Genomic DNA, 17,003 nt, shown 5'->3' on the forward strand with positions numbered 1-17,003 from the left:
TTTTTATGTCTATTTACTTCTAGGTTTATCCCTATTCATTTCTGTAATATCAATGTTTTGTTCATCATGACCTAACAGATATTTACTAAAGTGATCTGCTCGTAGCCAAAATGAATATTCGGTCATATTTCCAAAGCCGTGGCGTTGACCTGGCATTAGCATAAATTCAAATCGCTTATTTGCTTTAATTAAAGCATTAGCCATTCTAATGGTTCCTCCAGGATGTACATTATTGTCAACGTCTCCAGTGATTAGCATTAAATGACCTTTAAGGTTTTTAGCAAGCTCCTGATTGGTATCAATCATATACTTGTATTTAGTGTTACCATTTTCGTCAATTTCTTCTTGCACGCCATGATGCGTTTCGCTCCACCAACTGTTATAAATAGTATTGTCATGATTACCGGCTGAAGAAACAGCGGCTTTAAAGAAATCGGGATAAACTAGCATTGCTGCTGTTGACATAAAGCCTCCACCAGAATGACCATAAATCCCAACCTTTTCGATATCAATAAAATTATTCTGATCTGCAAGTTGCTCTGCTACATGTTTTTTATCTGCTAAACCATAATCTCTTAGGTTTCCGTATCCATAATTATGATACCATTTAGAACGGTCCGGATGACCGCCTCTATTACCCATTGTAATAACAATAAAGCCAACTTGAGCCATACGGTCTAATCTGTCCATACGAACCGAAAAAGACTTATTTACAGCTTCTGTTTGGGGTCCAGGATAAACATACTCTAGCAAAGGGTATTTCTTCGATTCATCAAAATCAAAAGGTTTATACATTACTCCATATATGTCAGTAATCCCATCATCTGCTTTCACCTTGAAGGGTTCAGGAAATTTATAGCCAGATGCCATTAATTGAGATAAATCGGCCTCTTCGAGTTGCATCACAATCTTACCAGTATTATCTCTGAGTTCAGATTTCGGAACTGTATTAACTCTAGAATAATTGCTGACAAAGTACTTGTTAGAATCTGCCATATTGGTATTGGTATTAAAATCACCTGGATTAAGAGCTCTTAGTCCTATACCATTTAGGTTGATTTTATACATATGCTCATAGTAAGGATCTTGGTCTTTTGGTATACCGTGTGCAGAAAAATATAACGTTCTTGTTTTTTCATCAACACCAATGGCACGCTCAACGTGAAACGAACCTTTTGTCACTTGATTTTTTAGGGTGCCTTCTGAGTCGTACAAATAATAATGTGCCCAACCCGATCGCTCTGCCCAATGCAACATTTCTGTTTCATTATTAATGAGAACTAAGGGTCTTGTTTCAATGTATGTATTGAATCTTTCTTCGATTAAAACCTTTACTGCACCAGTATTAATATCAGCGACACATATGTCTAATTTCTTGCGATCTCGACTTATAGAGTTGAAATAAATTTTGCCCTTTTTAGAAAGTAAGAGAGAAGGTTGAAAGTCATCTCTATAAGTAGACTTTTTTCGTGGTGCTCTATAGATTTGAATACTTTGTTGTTTGGTAGAGTCCAGATCAACTTTTATATTTTCTTTAGAAGGGATATCAAAAATGTGTATTTCGGTTTTGTAAAACTCATCCTCACCAGGCATATGATATTTATAAGTCTCTAATGTTGGTCGCTTACTTGAGGTGGTATTGATTACCCATAAATCCTTTATGTGTCTAGCATCTCGTCTTTGAAATACAAATTTCTTAGAATCGTGAGACCAAATACCACGTACATACTTTCTCTTGTCTTTGTTTTTTAGTTTTGTTTCATTATTCTCACCACGAGACCATGAGCCATAACTGTAATTTTCTTCACCATCTGTTGTCCATTGATTTTCTACAATAGTGGAGTCTTTGTCATTTTTTACAGCTTTCAGAAAATTCTCTTTATCCATCCAATAAAGATTATGGTGTTTAGAGAAGAGAACTATAGAGCTATCTGGAGCAATGTTTGCCCATTGCTTCCAATCTTCCTTTTCTTTCTTTTTATTGTCAAGGATATTTAAGCCATTACTTCCCAGTTTATACTCTAGGTGATACACTTTATTAACCATTTTAGGTTTTGACTTTTTCTTCTTAGCCTTGGTCGAGTCTGTTTTAATGGCGTCCTCTTCATCTTTGACCTCCTCAACTTTTTCTGTTGAAGTCACATAAAACTGAATAGCGGTGTCGTTTTTAACAAACTTAAAGTTTAATCTAGGGAGATGCTTAGCATCATAGGGATCCTTGGTAATTTCGGTAAGCCATACAGACATTTTTTCATTATCAAATAATTCTTTTTTAGTTCTGTTATCGGCATCTACGATGTAGTATTTAGATCCATCAGTTGTCTTGTATTGATACCAAAATCGGTTGCCTTTTTTTAACCAATTAGGTCTTACAGAAGTAGAGTGTACCATTTTTGCAATATTCTTAGGTGAATATTTTGACGCTGCTCTATAGTTTGGTCTAGCAAATTCAGTTTCAGAATTGCTTTGAGCATTAGTAAATCCGAGTAACAAGGAAAATACTAATAGAAAAAGTGTTCTATTCATAATGAGTTGGTTTTTTGTCTTTTAGGAAAGACATCTAAAATACTTGTAAATTGTTGAAGATGATATTACTTTAACATTTCCATTGGTTTTTTAAATATTCATGAAGTCTTAAGCTTTAGATTTATTATCTTCAAGCTTTATAAATAGCTAATTCTTTGGGCTGGTTAAAGAAAGATCCATTACAAATTATTCCATTTGATACCTACGGAACTGAGGAGCACCTGTATTTGAAAGGAAGGGCCTTAGAAGATGAAGATATTGATCTGGACAAAAAAGGATGGCTAAGTCTACTAATAAATTCTTGGAAGCGGTTCGAAACCGATGAGATTAGAAATACGCCTTTAGTAGTTCAATTATCCAATAAGAAGGTTATAAATACCACCACTGATGCAGAAGGTTATTATCTGATTGACCAGTCTTCAAAAGATCTAGAGCAATACATTGATAGTGAGGGTTGGATGTCTTATACAATGTCTTATGAGGCTAAGAGTCGCAAACGAAAAATTCAGTTGAATAATGTCTTTAAAGGCAGAATGCTTATACCAAGAAGCAATACGAGCCTTGGGGTTATTAGCGATATTGATGATACGATATTGCATACAGGAGTAACATCGAGATTAAAGTGGCGTGTTGTCGTGAACACCTTCTTTAAAACACCACACAAACGTAAAGCTTTAGAAGGTGCTGCTGAGTTTTATCATTTATTACACCTAGGCAAATCAAAAGAAGACGCAAACCCTATTTTTTATGTGAGTAATAGCCCTTGGAATTTATATCGCTATTTAGCGTTTTTTTTAAAACAGAATAAATTCCCAAATGGGCCAATTTTACTTCGCGATTTTAGAACGCCTTTTGACAGAACACCTAAAATGGAGTTAGCTCATAAATACCATGAAATCTTTAATATTCTGAAAACATACCCTGAACTAAATTTTATTTTAATAGGAGACTGTGGTGAAAAAGATGCCTACATATATTTAGATGTGGTTAAAGAATTTCCGAGTAGAATAAAAGCCATTTATTTACGAGCTGTAGAGCATACAAAACGTATGAAAAGAATTGGTAATCTATTTAAAGATTATGATGAGGTACCAGTATTGATAGTTCAGGATGGTGATGAGGCTTTATCACACGCCAAAGCCCATGGGTTTATTTCTTAGAATAAGCCGTGAATCTGGGCATCGATTTTATTAATGATGCCACCTAAGTCTTCAGGGTTGGCAACAAAATCTAAATCATCGACATCGATTATAAGAAGATTGCCTTTATCATAACCATGAATCCAAGCTTCATATCTTTCATTCAAGCGACTCAAATAATCAATACTAATAGAGTTTTCATAGTCACGCCCTCTCTTATGAATTTGCGCTACAAGATTAGGGATAGAACTTCTTAAATAAATTAATAAGTCTGGTCCTTTAACAAAGGATTCCATAAGATCAAATAGCGAAGAATAATTTTCGAAATCGCGATTGGTCATCAAACCCATCGCATGAAGGTTAGGCGCAAAAATATGAGCATCTTCATAAATGGTTCTGTCTTGGATAATATCCTTTCCGCTGTTATGAATTTGATTGACTTGTCTAAATCTGCTGTTCAAGAAATATACTTGCAAATTAAAGCTCCAACGTTCCATCTGATTATAAAAATCATCGAGGTAAGGATTGTCTACAACATCTTCTAATTGAGCTTCCCATTTGTAGTGTTTGGCAAGTAATTTGGTGAGCGTAGTCTTCCCAGCTCCTATGTTTCCAGCAACAGCGACATGCATAATTTATTCTAGTTTTAGTTGATATTGACGTAGAATACCGTCGTTGTAAATATACAAGCTTTCGTTGGTTACCAAAAACTGATTTATTAACAAATTTGGATGATCAATTGCCTTGATTTCGTCGTTATTTTTGGTAAGAACATATAGCTTATTTTTTTCCTTAAGTAAAAGGTTTGCTTTGCTGAAAGCGAGACTGTCATAACCCTTATTTTCAAACTTTTTGACCAAGCTTCCAAAGTAATTATAGATGTAGAGATAATTCTTGGTCAGCAAATAACTAAAGTTGTAATCACTCTTTAAATCTAAAACTTCTGATTGTACAGGTACTGTTTTAAGTCTAATCTTATTGGTTTTATAATCATAGAGTTCTAATTGCTGTAAATCTTGATTATATATCCAAATGGTATTATCAAATCCTGTTGAAATGAAAGTAACATTTTTATAAGGTACAGTAGTATTAAAATCTATTTTAAACACTTCTGCCAATCTATTATCGAGAATGATCGCAGTATTAAAATCTTGATAGAATAAATTAATTTTTAAAGGATTAAAAGGATTTGCAGTTGAGATTTCCGCTAGTTGATAGTTGGTATAGGTAATTATGGTGTCTTTTGTACGCTTGTTAAAGGTATTATCATCTGTACTATAGTACATGGTTCCAAAGGTGTCTATTCCAAAAATTTTTTGGACATCAACTTCCATAGAATCTATGAGATTTGCCTTAATTGTTTCTTGACAAAAACAAAGGCTACAAAAGAAAAAAAGTAAGTAAGCGATTTTATTCATTCCGAATTGAAAAATACAAAAATTGAACCACACTTTTTGTATAACGGAAAAGTGAATACCTTAGGTATTATACGGTAAGCTTATATCCAAATCCTCTAACGTTAATAATCTGGATATTTTCATCTTTATTAAGTTTTTTTCGAAGTTTGGTAATAAATACATCCATGCTTCTTGCTGAAAAGAAATCATCTTGGCCCCAAAGTTTGTTCAAAATGAGTGATCGGTCCAAAACCTTATTTTGATTTTTAATCAAATGGAATAGTAAGTGCGCCTCTCGGTGTGTTAATTGTACTGGTGTTTCTTCTTTGTAGCTTAAAAGTTGCTTAGGGAAATTAAAGATATAGGCTCCAAAAGTAATGACTTCAGACTCTATTTGTTGTCTTGTGCGTCCCAGTAAATTATGAATTCGAACTATCAATTCTTCCATGCTGAACGGTTTCTTTAGGTAGTCGTTACCACCTATTGAGAATCCTTCTACGACATCGGCAGTTTGAGATTTCGCAGTGAGAAAAATAACAGGAATAGCATCATCAATAGATCTGATGTCTTTGGCAAGTGTAAAGCCGTCTTTTTTTGGCATCATTACATCTAAGACTAAAAGTTCTGGGGCTTCAGACTTATATTTTTCAAAAGCTAGCTCTCCATTATCACATAATATAACTTCAAAATCTCTAGTTTCAAGGCTTTCTTTTATGATCTGCCCTAATGCAGTCTCATCTTCAGCTAAAAGGATTTTTATCTTATTAGGCATATTGTAACGTAATCTTAAATGTTGTGAGATTATTATTAAGGTCTATACTAATAGAACCTGAGTGTTTTTCAATTATAGATTTAGTATAGTATAAACCAATGCCAAATCCTTTAACGTCATGCTTGTTGCCTTTAGGAACACGGTAGAATTTTTCAAAAATTTGGTCCTTATTGGCCTTGGCAAGTCCATTACCATTGTCAGCTATCGCAATCTGAATGTTCTTTTTGTCTTTAGTTAAGGTCAGAGCAATAATATCGCCTCCATATTTTACAGCGTTGTCTAAGATGTTATTAATGGCATTTTCAAAATGAAAAACGTCAATTTTAGCCACTAATTCATTAACCATAATATTAGAATTAAAGGTTTTGTCCGGAAATTGAATGGTGTATCGATCCATTAAACCAGTGAGCAATGTGATAATATCAGCTTCATCTTTATTCAATTCTAGATTGTCACTATCTAGGGTAGCTGTCTCTAATAGTTTCTCAACCATAAGATTAAGCTTACTGAGTTGTTGAGAAGACATGTTTATGTATTTTTTTGTTTTCTCCTTATCATCGATTCCGTTAAAGTCACTGATGCTTTCAAGAGCTACACCAATTGTCGCAATAGGTGTTTTAAACTCATGCGTTATATTGCTAATTAGGTCATTTTTAACTTCGGCTAATTGCTTTTGTTGTTTAATGACTTTCAATAAATAAAAAAGGCAACTTATTACCGCTAAGACTAAAATTGTAGAAATAAGAATACCGCTTAAACTTCTTTTCAGCACAGTTAATTGTGCATTAGTATAATTTAGTTCTAGTATACTTCCTTTAGGCAGAAATGTTGATTTTGACACTGCCTTAAGTTCATAGTTTTCTTTTTTTGGAGTAGTATTATTTAGGGAGTCTTTTATACGTGCGACTTGCCTTTTTACGTCAGATTCAAAAAAGACCAAATCACTTTGTACACCAATTTGCTTTCGTTCAAATTCTTGATTTAACAAACTGTCAACCTCCTTTAGATTAAGACTATCATTTGTAATCGACACTACTATTTTTGAGGTCAGCATTTGAAAATCATCAAGCTCTAATTGTACAGTATTAGCTTTGAGACTATCAATACGCTTTTTAAATATATCTGGTGTTGTTGATGGAAATAACTTTTCATGAATCACATTCATAGAATCGAGTTTAGAACCTCGTAATATGGTTATACCATCTATATTATCAATTTTTAAAGAGTCTAGAGTTTTAAAGTTTTTATCTAAACTATCTATTTGCTTAAAGATAGCATCAAGTTCTCCACCTTCGTCTAGAGCATTTTTTTGTTGGTCACCTTCTAAAAACACACCAACGGTAGAGCGTTCTGCAAGATTGGTATAATAATTATCTACTGCCTTGTCTAAACTTGCCTGTACATCTGTTACAAGTTGCTGCTTATTGTTTAGGTAATTCTTATAATTCCAGTAGAGTTGAATAGCAATTGTTGCTACAATAACCGTAACAATTAAATACAGAATATATCGATATCGTTTATCATTCATAGGTCAAATGTATAGGTTCTAAATGTTTAAAACCAATCGGTTAACACACGTTAACACAAGTTAACTGAAATGCTAAAAAGGACTTACAATATTTGCAATGTATTAATCAAAATATTTAAAATCATGAAAAATTTAATTTTACCTTTAGCTTTAATTATCAGTGCCTTTGGATTCAGTCAATCAATTACAGATGACGAATTAGATATAAGAAAAGAAGTTAGAGTTGAATCTGTAGATGTTGTGGTAACTGTTGATTCAGCCGAAGAATTAGAATCTACTTTTACTGTTGATGACATAAAGGAAATGTTCGACTTAACTAACGACAATGAATCTGTTTCATTTAAATTAGTATGTAATGGAGATGTAATGTCAAGCGGTAAGAAATCACATATGTCTTACAAAGTCGAAGGCACAACAAAAGACCACGAAGCTTTTATTAAGCGTGTTGAAGCTGTAAGAAAGGCAGCAATAAAATTTTATAACAACAAAAAATAAATATAAATCAATCAAAAATGACAGCAATTATTAGAGTAATCGTTGTAGCACTAGCAGTAGTTTTTACTACTGCTATTGGTGCTCAAGAATTTCAAGGTGTAGCAACCTACAAAACCCAGCGTAAGGTTGACATTAAGCTGGATAGTACTCAAGTGAACTCAGATTTACAGGCAAAGATGTTAGAAATGATGAAAAAACAATTTCAAAAGACATTTCTATTAACCTTTAATAAAGAAGCCTCAATTTACAAGCAAGAAGAAGAATTGGACAAACCAAATGTAGGTATGGGTGATGGTATCCAAATTGTATCTATAGGTGGTGGTGGCGGTTCTGATGTATTGTATAAGAATACTAAAGAAGAGCGTTATGCCGAGCAAGTAGATACATATGGTAAGATCTTTTTGGTAAAAGATAATATCGAAAAGTTAGATTGGAAGTTGGGTTCCGAAACTAAACATATTGGAGAATACCAATGCTTTAAAGCAACATATACTAAAATGGTGGAAAAACCGAGAATAGCATTTGATGATGATGAGGTCGATTTAGATAAAGAACCAGAGATGGAAGAGCGAACGGTTACGGCTTGGTATACACCACAAATTCCAGTGAATAATGGTCCGGATAATTACCAAGGTTTACCTGGATTAATCCTAGAAGTTCATGATGGTAAACTCACTATTATATGTAGTAAGATAGTCCTTAATCCAGAAGATAAAGTAGAAATTGCTGAGCCTACCAAAGGTAAAGAGGTCAATCAAGAGGCTTATGAAAAAATCATGGAAAAAAAGGCCAAGGAGATGATGGAGCGCTATAGACCAAGGAGTGGCGATCGCGAAGGCGAGAGCATCAGTATTAGAATTGGTGGCTAAACTATTATATGTTAAGGTATTAATAAAGCCTGTTTTGTTCATTTTCTAGAAAACCTATAGTGTTAATTTTTTGATAAACAACAGACGATTGTTTAATGTATTTATAAATTTGTTAAACAGTTTAATCAAAAAAATCTATCCACTATGAAATCAGTTTTATTAAAAATAAGTGTCTTTGCCCTCCTTTTAGTCTTTTCTATAGACACAAAGCCTGAGGAAATACAAGAGTTTCAGGGTCAAGCCTTTTATTTTTCAAAATCTAAAATGGAGCTTGGGAGATGGGGCGCTCGTTTAAGCGAAGCACAAAAAAAGCAGATCGCGGCACGAATGAAAAATAGATTGGAAAAAACCTATGTACTTACTTTTAATAAAGAAGAATCATTTTTTGAAGAGGAAGATAAGCTAGATGCTATGTCGGGAGCTACAGATTCTTGGGGTAAGAACTTTGCACCTGGAGATCAATATAAAAACGTTAAAACCAATACACAGATTCAAACTCAAGAATTCTACGGTAAAAAGTTCTTAGTTAAAGATAATTTACAGCCAATAGAATGGGTAATGGGATCTGAGACAAAACAAATTGGCAATTATACGTGCTTTAAGGCAACAGCATCAGTACCTACCAATGAATTGACTTGGTATAACTTCTCTTGGGATAGATTGAGAAATCAAGAACAAACACAAACAGATTCAACTGGTGTAGCAACAGAACCAGAAGTAAAAATGACAGAGATTGAGGCTTGGTATACAGTACAGATTCCAGTGCGTCATGGACCACTAGAGTATTGGGGTTTACCAGGATTAATTTTAGAAGTTAGTGCTGATAATACGACAATGCTATGTTCTAAAATAGTTTTAAATCCTGAAGAAACTGTTGAGATTGTAGCACCAGATAAAGGAAAAGAAATTACCAAAACAGACTATCAAAAAACGATTACTGCAAAAATGAAAGAGTTCCGTGATAATCGCGGTAGAAGACGTAGTTAATCTTTTAACAGCATTTTAACTTTAAGCCATTAAACTAATCAATTTTTGTTTAGTCCAAGTGTTGTTAGTGTGGATACCGCCTTGTTAATATTATGATAAACCAATTAGTGTCGGTTCACCATTACATTACATTTGTTATTCAATCAATTTGCAATCTATAATGAAAACAACAACACTTAAACTTAGCTTAATTCTTTTAACATTGTGCTTTGGTCTAACATTGACTGCACAAGACTTTCAAGGTAAGGCATATTATATGTCTAAAACCACTATGGACTTAGATCAATGGGGCGGAAGGCAAATGTCTCCAGATCAAAAAAAGCGTATGGAAGAGCGTATGAAGAGCTTTTTGGAGAAGGAATATGTCCTAACCTTTAATAGAACAGAATCGATATATAAAGAAGATGAACGTCTTGAAGCACCTGGAGCCGGAAGAGGATGGGGTAGCTTTGGAAGTAGCTTTACTGGTGGGCCAAAATATAAGAATGTAAAAGATAAAGAGTTGTTGCAAGACCAAGAGTTTTTTGGAAAGCAATTTTTAATAAAAGATGAGCTTAAACCTCTCGAATGGACAATGGGAACCGAATCTAAACAGATTGGACAATACACCTGTTTTAAGGCTACAGCGATTAAGGAGGTAGACCAATTTGATTGGAGAAGTATGCGAAGAAGACAGCCACCAGTAGAGAAAAAGAAGGATTCTACTAATGCAAAGGATAAAGCTGATTCGGACGATCCAATGCAAGAGATTGACATACCTAAAACAATAGAAGTTGTTGCTTGGTATACACCACAAATTCCAGTTAATCAAGGTCCTGATGATTATTGGGGATTACCAGGATTAATTTTAGAGGTCAATGCAGATAAAACGACAATTCTGTGTTCTAAAATTGTAATGAATCCTGAGGAGAAAGAAGAAATTAATAAACCAAAAAAAGGAGACGAAGTTACGCAAGCCGAGTATAATGAAATCATCACCAAGAAGATGCAAGAAATGAGAGAGATGTATGGTGGACGCGGTAGAGGAGGTAGACGTAACTAATTAATTAAACCAAAAAAAGGGGTTTTTCTAAAATGAAATGCACCTTTCCAACCTAAAGAAAACAAACCACAATGAAAAAAATATTAACGCTACTCTTAGTTATAGTGGCAAGCAGTTCTTTTGCGCAATTAAAAATGCAAGGGGTTGTTAAAGATAGCATCGGTACGCCTCTAGAATTGGCAAATGTTATCGCAATTAATCAAGAATCTAATGCCTTAGAATCCTATGCTGTAACCAATGATAAGGGAAAGTACATATTGTCCTTAGGAAAAAATGGGACTTATAAAATACAAGTAAGCTATATTGGATTAAAGTCTTTAGATGAAGTTATTACAACCAAAGAAGAGAACATTACACGAGATTTTACTTTACTACCAGATAATGCACTAGATGCAGTGGAATTGACCTATGAGATGCCAGTAACAATTAAAGGTGATACACTTATCTATAATGCTGACTCCTTTAAAAATGGTTCTGAACGAAAGTTAGAGGATGTACTCGAAAAACTACCAGGTGTAGAGATAAATGAAGATGGGCAGATTGAAGTAGAGGGTAATACTGTACAGAAATTAATGGTTAATGGAAAAGACTTTTTTGATGGTGATACCAAATTAGCAACTAAGAATATTCCATCCAATGCAGTAGACAAAATTCAAGTATTAAGAAATTATGCTGAAGTAGGACAGTTAAGTGGTGTGCAGAATAATCAAAATAATGTGGCTATTAATATTAAACTAAAAGAAGGTAAAGAGAACTTTTGGTTTGGTGATATTACAGCAGGAGCCGGTCAAGCACCATCACCTAATGATGAATTGTACTTATTTCAACCAAAGCTCTTTTACTACAGTCCAAAGTACAGTATTAATGTTATTGGTGATTTAAATAATATTGGTGAAGTCGCTTTGACGAATAGAGATATACGCGGCTTTGGTGGTGGCTTTAGGTTGCCAAGTAGAACAAGTGGTACTAGTATTAATTTAGGAAATAACGGATTAAGTGGTTTAACAAATATCGCAGATGCCCAAGAGGTTGTGACTAAGCTTGCGACCGCCAATTTTAGTTATTCGCCAACAAAAGCATTAGATCTAAGTGGCTTTGTTATTTACAATAGCAGTCGATTAAGAACACGTGAGGAAAACTTCTTTGATTATATAGAAAATGACTTCACAACACCACCTGATGAAAGAACAACATCTACTGGTAGAGAAGCGACAAACCAGTTTGTTGCAAAATTAAGTGCCGTTTATAAGCCTAATTTTAATAATCAGTTAGATTATGATGTTATTGCTAGGGTTTCGGATGATGAGGAAGCACAAGTTGTAGATTCTGATGTTGTAGGTATAACAAGACAGTTAGATGAAGTTAATCCGTATAGTATAAATCAAAATTTAAACTATTATTATACTGCAAATGAGGATAATATTTTTGCCTTAGAAATACAGCATTTATTAAGTGATGAAGATCCGTTTTATAATGCACTCTTGGTAAATGACCCTGATAATAATGACGAGCCTCTACCAGATGATAGAGATGCTTTTGATACAACTGCAGCAGGTTTAGGGTTAAACCAAGATCAATTTTCATATGATGTAAACCAAGATAGACGTGTAAAGAGTAATAAACTCGATGCAAAACTAGATTATTACAATATTTTAAATTCTAAGAGCAATATCAATCTAACACTCGGAACTATAATAAGTAATCAGAAGTTTGATTCTAATATTTTTCAATTCTTAGATGATGGAACGCGTTTAGATCCAACACCAAATATTACAGATATTGATGGTGATCCGTTATTAGCTACTAATGATAACGTAGATTACACCTTTAGTGATGTGTATTTAGGTGTGCACTATAGATTTAAAACTGGTAAGTTTACTTTTACACCAGGTGTATCATTCCATGCGTATAGCAATCAAAACACACAGTTAGGAAATAATTTTAAGGATAATTTCTTTGATGTATTACCTGATTTTGAGGCACTGATTCAGTTTAAGAAAAGTGAGTCTTTAACGCTGAATTATAGGATGATCAATACATTTACAGATGTGACTAATATTGCCGAAGGATTGGTATTAAATAATTTTAATAGTATTCAATTTGGTAACCCAGAATTGCAGAATGCCTTGTCGCATAATGTGAGTTTATTCTATCGTAGTTTTAATTTATTCAATTACACCAATGTTATTGCCAGTGTAAACTATAACAAGAATATCGATCAGATTAGATCCTTAACTAATTTTGAAAGTGTTATTAGAACCAATTCCTTTTTTAATTCTCAGTTTGCAGATGAAACGGCTTCAGTTTTTGGTCGTGTAGAGCGCACGTTTGGAAAAATTAGAGCGCGATTTAGAGCAAATTTCTCTTACAGTAAACTAAATCAGTTTATTGGTGGAACTCAGTCTTTAAATGAAAACTATAGACAAAACTATACACCAGAGTTACGTACTAATTTTAGAGAAGCACCAAACATTAGACTACGTTATGGTTATACCGTAACAGATAATGTTCAGGGTGATAACACCACTAAGTTTATCACTAGAGCACCGTCTGTAAGATTTGATGCTTATATCTGGGATTCGGTGACCTTTATTACGGATTTTGCTTATACAGAGCAGGAGACACAAGGGCAAACGGAAGCCTTTAAAACATGGGATGCGTCTTTACGATACAGAAAGAATAGAGATGCCAAATGGGAATACTCATTAAGAGCTTCTAATATTTTAGATATCGATTCTAACATAAGTAATGGTGCCTCTAATATCTCGGTATTTAGTTCAGAAACATTTATACAACCACGGTTTATTACCTTTAGGTTAACATATACGTTATAAAATTAAAAAGCCTTCCATAATCGGAAGGCTTTTTTAGGAGGCATAAAAAGGTGCTATTAATTATCTCTAATGACGTGTACTGTGCCAGAAATGGTATGTGGTTCGCCATTATAATCTTCATAGGTGCCAGTGAAATTAACATCGATATATTCACCCACTTCGCCTAATGTGTTTAGGTTATAAGAAATCGCATTAGATACATTAGATACACTGAGACATTCTCCAATAAAGAAGCCTGTGTCACCTTCTGTATTCCAATCTAAACTATCATAAGTTCCTAGATAGTCCGGGTCTGATAAAACGCCATAAATATAAAAACATGTTTCTTGGTCATTACCACCACCAAAAATATCTAAGGTGGCATTATTTGTAGTTTGACCTTGGCCTTCTGCATAAAAATTAGCATATATATTTTCTAAAATATAAACAGTTTCCTGGTCGTCTATTGTAAATTGAATAAACTCATCAACTTCATTACAAGCACTTATGGCTCCAACATCAGTTAATGGCGTTGTAAAGGTGTAAGCAATGTTTCCTGTAGATTGTAAGTTAGCATAATCGTTACCCTTTAAAACGAATGTATCATCTTCTGTACAACGTAATAGATTTATTTCGAAGGCACCATTGTTTACAGCATCCACAAAAGTTTGGTCGCCATAAGTCAATTGCACATAGCCATCCGTAACAGGATTTCCATTACATGTATTAAACATACCTATTACAGTTTCTGAAACAACGTCTGTATTATCAGACACTATAGCTAATAATGAGCTATCTGCTGTGAACGGGCCAATAGTTTCTGTATACAATGGCGTATCACTACAATTGTCGTAGCTGTAGATGTTAAGTTCTAAGGTTTCGTTACTAGGCACATAACCGCATACTTCACCATTTTCATTGGTATAACCATAAGTAGTACCAAAAGTAGCACTCGTAATACTTACCCAAAGGTTATTTAATGGTTCTTCATTTGAATTTATTGCATTCACACAAAGCGTTACTGCTTCAGCAGGAATATCACAGTTCCAAAATGAAAAGTGAGATACTGTACCTACATAAATATTGCCTTGTAAGGTCGCCTCACCTTCTTCTTTCCAGTACCCATTGACTTCATCAAAATACCATAGTGGAATTGTTGTAGGTGCTATTCCCATTAAACTTGGATCTAATGGAATCCTAATTTCAGAAGTTGATCCTTCTGGCAGATTTAAATCTTCACCAGCTTCACCTCTTAGCTCTACTGCCAACATACCCATGGTTTGTAACATGCGTTCTGCACCTGCTTCATTTTGCGCATAGAGCATTCCTGGCATTTGCAATGGCATATCCTCATCTGCTGGATCTAAATGATGTAAGATAACATCAACAGAACCCGTATATTCAGTACCGTCCTCTTTAATGAAATTACCATCAAAACTCACTGAGCTACCATCGTTCGCTGTTACTGTCGATGCATTACCACTAGAGATAGTCTCAGTGGTATTAGCTTCAAGAAGCATTATGGTTACTTTATTGGTTCCGTCCGTAGGAACAACAGCTCGCGAGCCATGAATATAACCTTGTTTTTCAGCTTTGATATAACCAAAACGTTCATTAACAGAAGCATTGTTGATTATAAATACACCATTACTGTCTGTAGTTGCAGTTTCATTTCCAATAGTAATTGTTACGCCTTCAATTGGAGATTTATCGTCGTCGATGACATTACCAATGAAGTTTTTTGATACGGAATTGCCAAAATAATCCGAGAAGTTATCAGGAATGGTTTCCTGTTGTGAACCATTGTTTATAGAGGGCCCATCATCTTTCTGACAAGCTGTAATGGTTAACAGTGCGAATAACAATACTAGGATAAGATTTGGGGACTTTGTAAAGTTTTTCATAATAGACTGATTTGATTAAGTTTAGGTTTGTTGTTGATAAAACAGTTTAATCAAAAAAATTCCTACCCTATTTTTTATCTGCCTTAAAAGCAAAACCCTCAACATGAGTCATATTGAGGGTTTTGAGCGTAAATTATTATTCTTTTAAAGTCCAAAGGCTTCCTTAACCTTGTCAACGTAATCTAATTTTTCCCAGGTAAATAATTCAACATCTAATGTTACGCGTTCGCCATTAGGTTGTTCAAACGTTTTGCTCACCGTTGTGTTGTCTCTTCCCATATGACCGTAGGCAGCAGTCTCACTGTACATAGGCTGGCGAAGTTTAAGACGTTTTTCTATGGCTGCCGGACGCATATCGAAAATCTTAGAGATCTTCTCAGCAATTTCTCCATCTGTTAAATTAAATGGACATGTGCCATAAGTATCTATAAATATACCCATTGGCTCAACAACACCAATGGCATAAGAAACTTGTACCAATATTTCTTCACATAAACCAGCTGCAACTAGGTTTTTAGCAATATGACGTGTGGCGTAAGCTGCACTTCTATCCACTTTACTAGGATCCTTGCCTGAAAACGCACCACCACCATGTGCACCTTTCCCACCATAAGTGTCTACGATGATTTTTCTTCCTGTTAAGCCTGTGTCACCATGTGGACCTCCAATAACAAATTTTCCTGTTGGATTTATATGATAGGTTATGTCCTCATTGAATAAAGGCTTTATATGATCAGGTACTTTAGCAATCACTCGAGGCATAAGGATCTTAACAATGTCCTCACGAATCTTGCGCAGCATAGCTTCATCAGAATCAAAATCGTCATGTTGCGTGGATATCACTATAGCCTCAATGCGCTGTGGTGAATTATCATCACTATATTCTATTGTTACCTGACTTTTAGAATCTGGTCTCAGATAGGTGATGTCTTTATGCTCACGTCTAAGTGCTGCTAATTCTTTTAAGATAAGATGTGATATATCTAGTGCCAAAGGCATATAGTTATCTGTTTCGTTTGTGGCATAACCAAACATCATCCCTTGGTCACCAGCACCTTGCTCTTCTTTGGTGGCTTTATCTACACCACGATTAATATCATCAGACTGTTCATGGATCGCAGAAATAACACCACACGAATTCCCGTCGAACATATATTCACCCTTGGTATATCCAATCTTATTAATGGTATCTCTTGCTATTTTTTGAACATCTAGGTAAGTATTAGACTTTACTTCACCAGCTAGTACTACCTGACCTGTTGTAACTAATGTTTCGCATGCCACCTTAGACTCAGGATCAAAAGCTAGAAAGTTATCGATTAAAGCATCACTAATTTGATCTGCTACCTTGTCTGGATGTCCCTCAGAAACACTTTCTGAAGTGAATAAATACGCCATAAAAACAATTTTAGTATAAGGATTTGACGTAATTGTTGGGAAAGTTAACACTGTCTTTAGCATTTTTTTCCTGAGGTTGCAATCAGTCAAATCATTCCTCGAATTTTCGATGGCAAAAATACGTATTAATAAG

General features: G+C 34.5%; 13 protein-coding genes. 6 read left to right on the forward strand and 7 right to left on the reverse strand.

From position 1 onward, the window contains the following. Positions 1–9 precede the first annotated feature (9 nt). Positions 10–2,526 carry a prolyl oligopeptidase family serine peptidase gene (locus ACRHOC_RS12265; RefSeq protein ID WP_431158940.1) on the reverse strand — a complete coding sequence of 839 codons (2,517 nt, stop codon included), beginning with the start codon at positions 2,524–2,526 and terminating at the stop codon, positions 10–12. A 155-nt stretch (positions 2,527–2,681) separates the two neighbouring features. On the opposite strand from ACRHOC_RS12265, the gene ACRHOC_RS12270 reads away from it, so the two are divergent. Then, the gene (locus ACRHOC_RS12270) at positions 2,682–3,686 is read left to right on the forward strand and encodes an App1 family protein (protein WP_431158941.1); all 1,005 of its coding nucleotides are present in this window, start codon (positions 2,682–2,684) and stop codon (positions 3,684–3,686) included. Here the strand turns inward: ACRHOC_RS12270 and ACRHOC_RS12275 are convergent. From ACRHOC_RS12275 to ACRHOC_RS12290, 4 genes are all read right to left on the reverse strand, one after another. Next, a complete protein-coding gene (locus ACRHOC_RS12275) occupies positions 3,683–4,297 on the reverse strand; it encodes a deoxynucleoside kinase (protein ID WP_431158942.1) in 615 nt (204 codons plus the stop codon). The two genes, ACRHOC_RS12270 and ACRHOC_RS12275, sit on opposite strands and share 4 nt — an antisense overlap. Positions 4,298–4,300: 3 nt before the next feature. Further along, a complete protein-coding gene (locus ACRHOC_RS12280; protein WP_431158943.1) occupies positions 4,301–4,999 on the reverse strand; it encodes a hypothetical protein in 699 nt (232 codons plus the stop codon). A 151-nt stretch (positions 5,000–5,150) separates the two neighbouring features. Further along, positions 5,151–5,834, reverse strand: coding sequence for a response regulator transcription factor (locus ACRHOC_RS12285; RefSeq protein ID WP_431158944.1), 684 nt, complete (start codon positions 5,832–5,834; stop codon positions 5,151–5,153). Further along, the gene (locus ACRHOC_RS12290; RefSeq protein WP_431158945.1) at positions 5,827–7,362 is read right to left on the reverse strand and encodes a sensor histidine kinase; all 1,536 of its coding nucleotides are present in this window, start codon (positions 7,360–7,362) and stop codon (positions 5,827–5,829) included. Before ACRHOC_RS12290 ends, ACRHOC_RS12285 begins: the two co-directional genes overlap by 8 nt. A gap of 123 nt (positions 7,363–7,485) precedes the next feature. Between ACRHOC_RS12290 and ACRHOC_RS12295 the strand changes: the two genes are divergently transcribed. The 5 genes from ACRHOC_RS12295 to ACRHOC_RS12315 all read left to right on the forward strand — a co-directional run bounded on the left by ACRHOC_RS12295 (position 7,486) and on the right by ACRHOC_RS12315 (position 13,589). After that, a complete protein-coding gene (locus tag ACRHOC_RS12295) occupies positions 7,486–7,857 on the forward strand; it encodes a hypothetical protein (RefSeq protein WP_431158946.1) in 372 nt (123 codons plus the stop codon). Between the two features lie 17 nt (positions 7,858–7,874). Next, positions 7,875–8,726 (forward strand): GLPGLI family protein, encoded by an 852-nt coding sequence (locus ACRHOC_RS12300; protein ID WP_431158947.1) that lies wholly within the window; start codon positions 7,875–7,877, stop codon positions 8,724–8,726. A gap of 144 nt (positions 8,727–8,870) precedes the next feature. After that, the gene (locus ACRHOC_RS12305; protein ID WP_431158948.1) at positions 8,871–9,713 is read left to right on the forward strand and encodes a GLPGLI family protein; all 843 of its coding nucleotides are present in this window, start codon (positions 8,871–8,873) and stop codon (positions 9,711–9,713) included. Between the two features lie 160 nt (positions 9,714–9,873). After that, positions 9,874–10,755: a GLPGLI family protein gene (locus tag ACRHOC_RS12310; protein ID WP_431158949.1), complete on the forward strand. Its 882-nt coding sequence runs from the start codon at positions 9,874–9,876 to the stop codon at positions 10,753–10,755. Between the two features lie 71 nt (positions 10,756–10,826). Continuing rightward, the gene (locus tag ACRHOC_RS12315; protein WP_431158950.1) at positions 10,827–13,589 is read left to right on the forward strand and encodes a carboxypeptidase regulatory-like domain-containing protein; all 2,763 of its coding nucleotides are present in this window, start codon (positions 10,827–10,829) and stop codon (positions 13,587–13,589) included. Positions 13,590–13,645: 56 nt separating this feature from the next. On the opposite strand, the gene ACRHOC_RS12320 is transcribed toward ACRHOC_RS12315, so the two are convergent. Next, positions 13,646–15,472 carry a carboxypeptidase-like regulatory domain-containing protein gene (locus tag ACRHOC_RS12320; RefSeq protein WP_431158951.1) on the reverse strand — a complete coding sequence of 609 codons (1,827 nt, stop codon included), beginning with the start codon at positions 15,470–15,472 and terminating at the stop codon, positions 13,646–13,648. A 144-nt stretch (positions 15,473–15,616) separates the two neighbouring features. Continuing rightward, a complete protein-coding gene (metK, locus tag ACRHOC_RS12325) occupies positions 15,617–16,870 on the reverse strand; it encodes a methionine adenosyltransferase (RefSeq protein WP_431158952.1) in 1,254 nt (417 codons plus the stop codon). Positions 16,871–17,003 lie beyond the last annotated feature (133 nt).

The sequence above is a fragment of the Winogradskyella poriferorum genome, assembly GCF_050618035.1.
Taxonomy (GTDB): domain Bacteria; phylum Bacteroidota; class Bacteroidia; order Flavobacteriales; family Flavobacteriaceae; genus Winogradskyella; species Winogradskyella poriferorum_A.

What these genes read in the sequence shown, in the direction of transcription:
- ACRHOC_RS12290 (WP_431158945.1), bottom strand. Translation starts at nt 7,362, where the DNA reads ATGAATGATAAACGATATCGATATATTCTGTATTTAATTGTTACGGTT.
- metK (WP_431158952.1), bottom strand. Translation starts at nt 16,870, where the DNA reads ATGGCGTATTTATTCACTTCAGAAAGTGTTTCTGAGGGACATCCAGAC.
- ACRHOC_RS12305 (WP_431158948.1), top strand. Translation starts at nt 8,871, where the DNA reads ATGAAATCAGTTTTATTAAAAATAAGTGTCTTTGCCCTCCTTTTAGTC.
- ACRHOC_RS12315 (WP_431158950.1), top strand. Translation starts at nt 10,827, where the DNA reads ATGAAAAAAATATTAACGCTACTCTTAGTTATAGTGGCAAGCAGTTCT.
- ACRHOC_RS12320 (WP_431158951.1), bottom strand. Translation starts at nt 15,472, where the DNA reads ATGAAAAACTTTACAAAGTCCCCAAATCTTATCCTAGTATTGTTATTC.
- ACRHOC_RS12265 (WP_431158940.1), bottom strand. Translation starts at nt 2,526, where the DNA reads ATGAATAGAACACTTTTTCTATTAGTATTTTCCTTGTTACTCGGATTT.
- ACRHOC_RS12300 (WP_431158947.1), top strand. Translation starts at nt 7,875, where the DNA reads ATGACAGCAATTATTAGAGTAATCGTTGTAGCACTAGCAGTAGTTTTT.
- ACRHOC_RS12280 (WP_431158943.1), bottom strand. Translation starts at nt 4,999, where the DNA reads ATGGAAGTTGATGTCCAAAAAATTTTTGGAATAGACACCTTTGGAACC.
- ACRHOC_RS12275 (WP_431158942.1), bottom strand. Translation starts at nt 4,297, where the DNA reads ATGCATGTCGCTGTTGCTGGAAACATAGGAGCTGGGAAGACTACGCTC.
- ACRHOC_RS12285 (WP_431158944.1), bottom strand. Translation starts at nt 5,834, where the DNA reads ATGCCTAATAAGATAAAAATCCTTTTAGCTGAAGATGAGACTGCATTA.
- ACRHOC_RS12310 (WP_431158949.1), top strand. Translation starts at nt 9,874, where the DNA reads ATGAAAACAACAACACTTAAACTTAGCTTAATTCTTTTAACATTGTGC.
- ACRHOC_RS12295 (WP_431158946.1), top strand. Translation starts at nt 7,486, where the DNA reads ATGAAAAATTTAATTTTACCTTTAGCTTTAATTATCAGTGCCTTTGGA.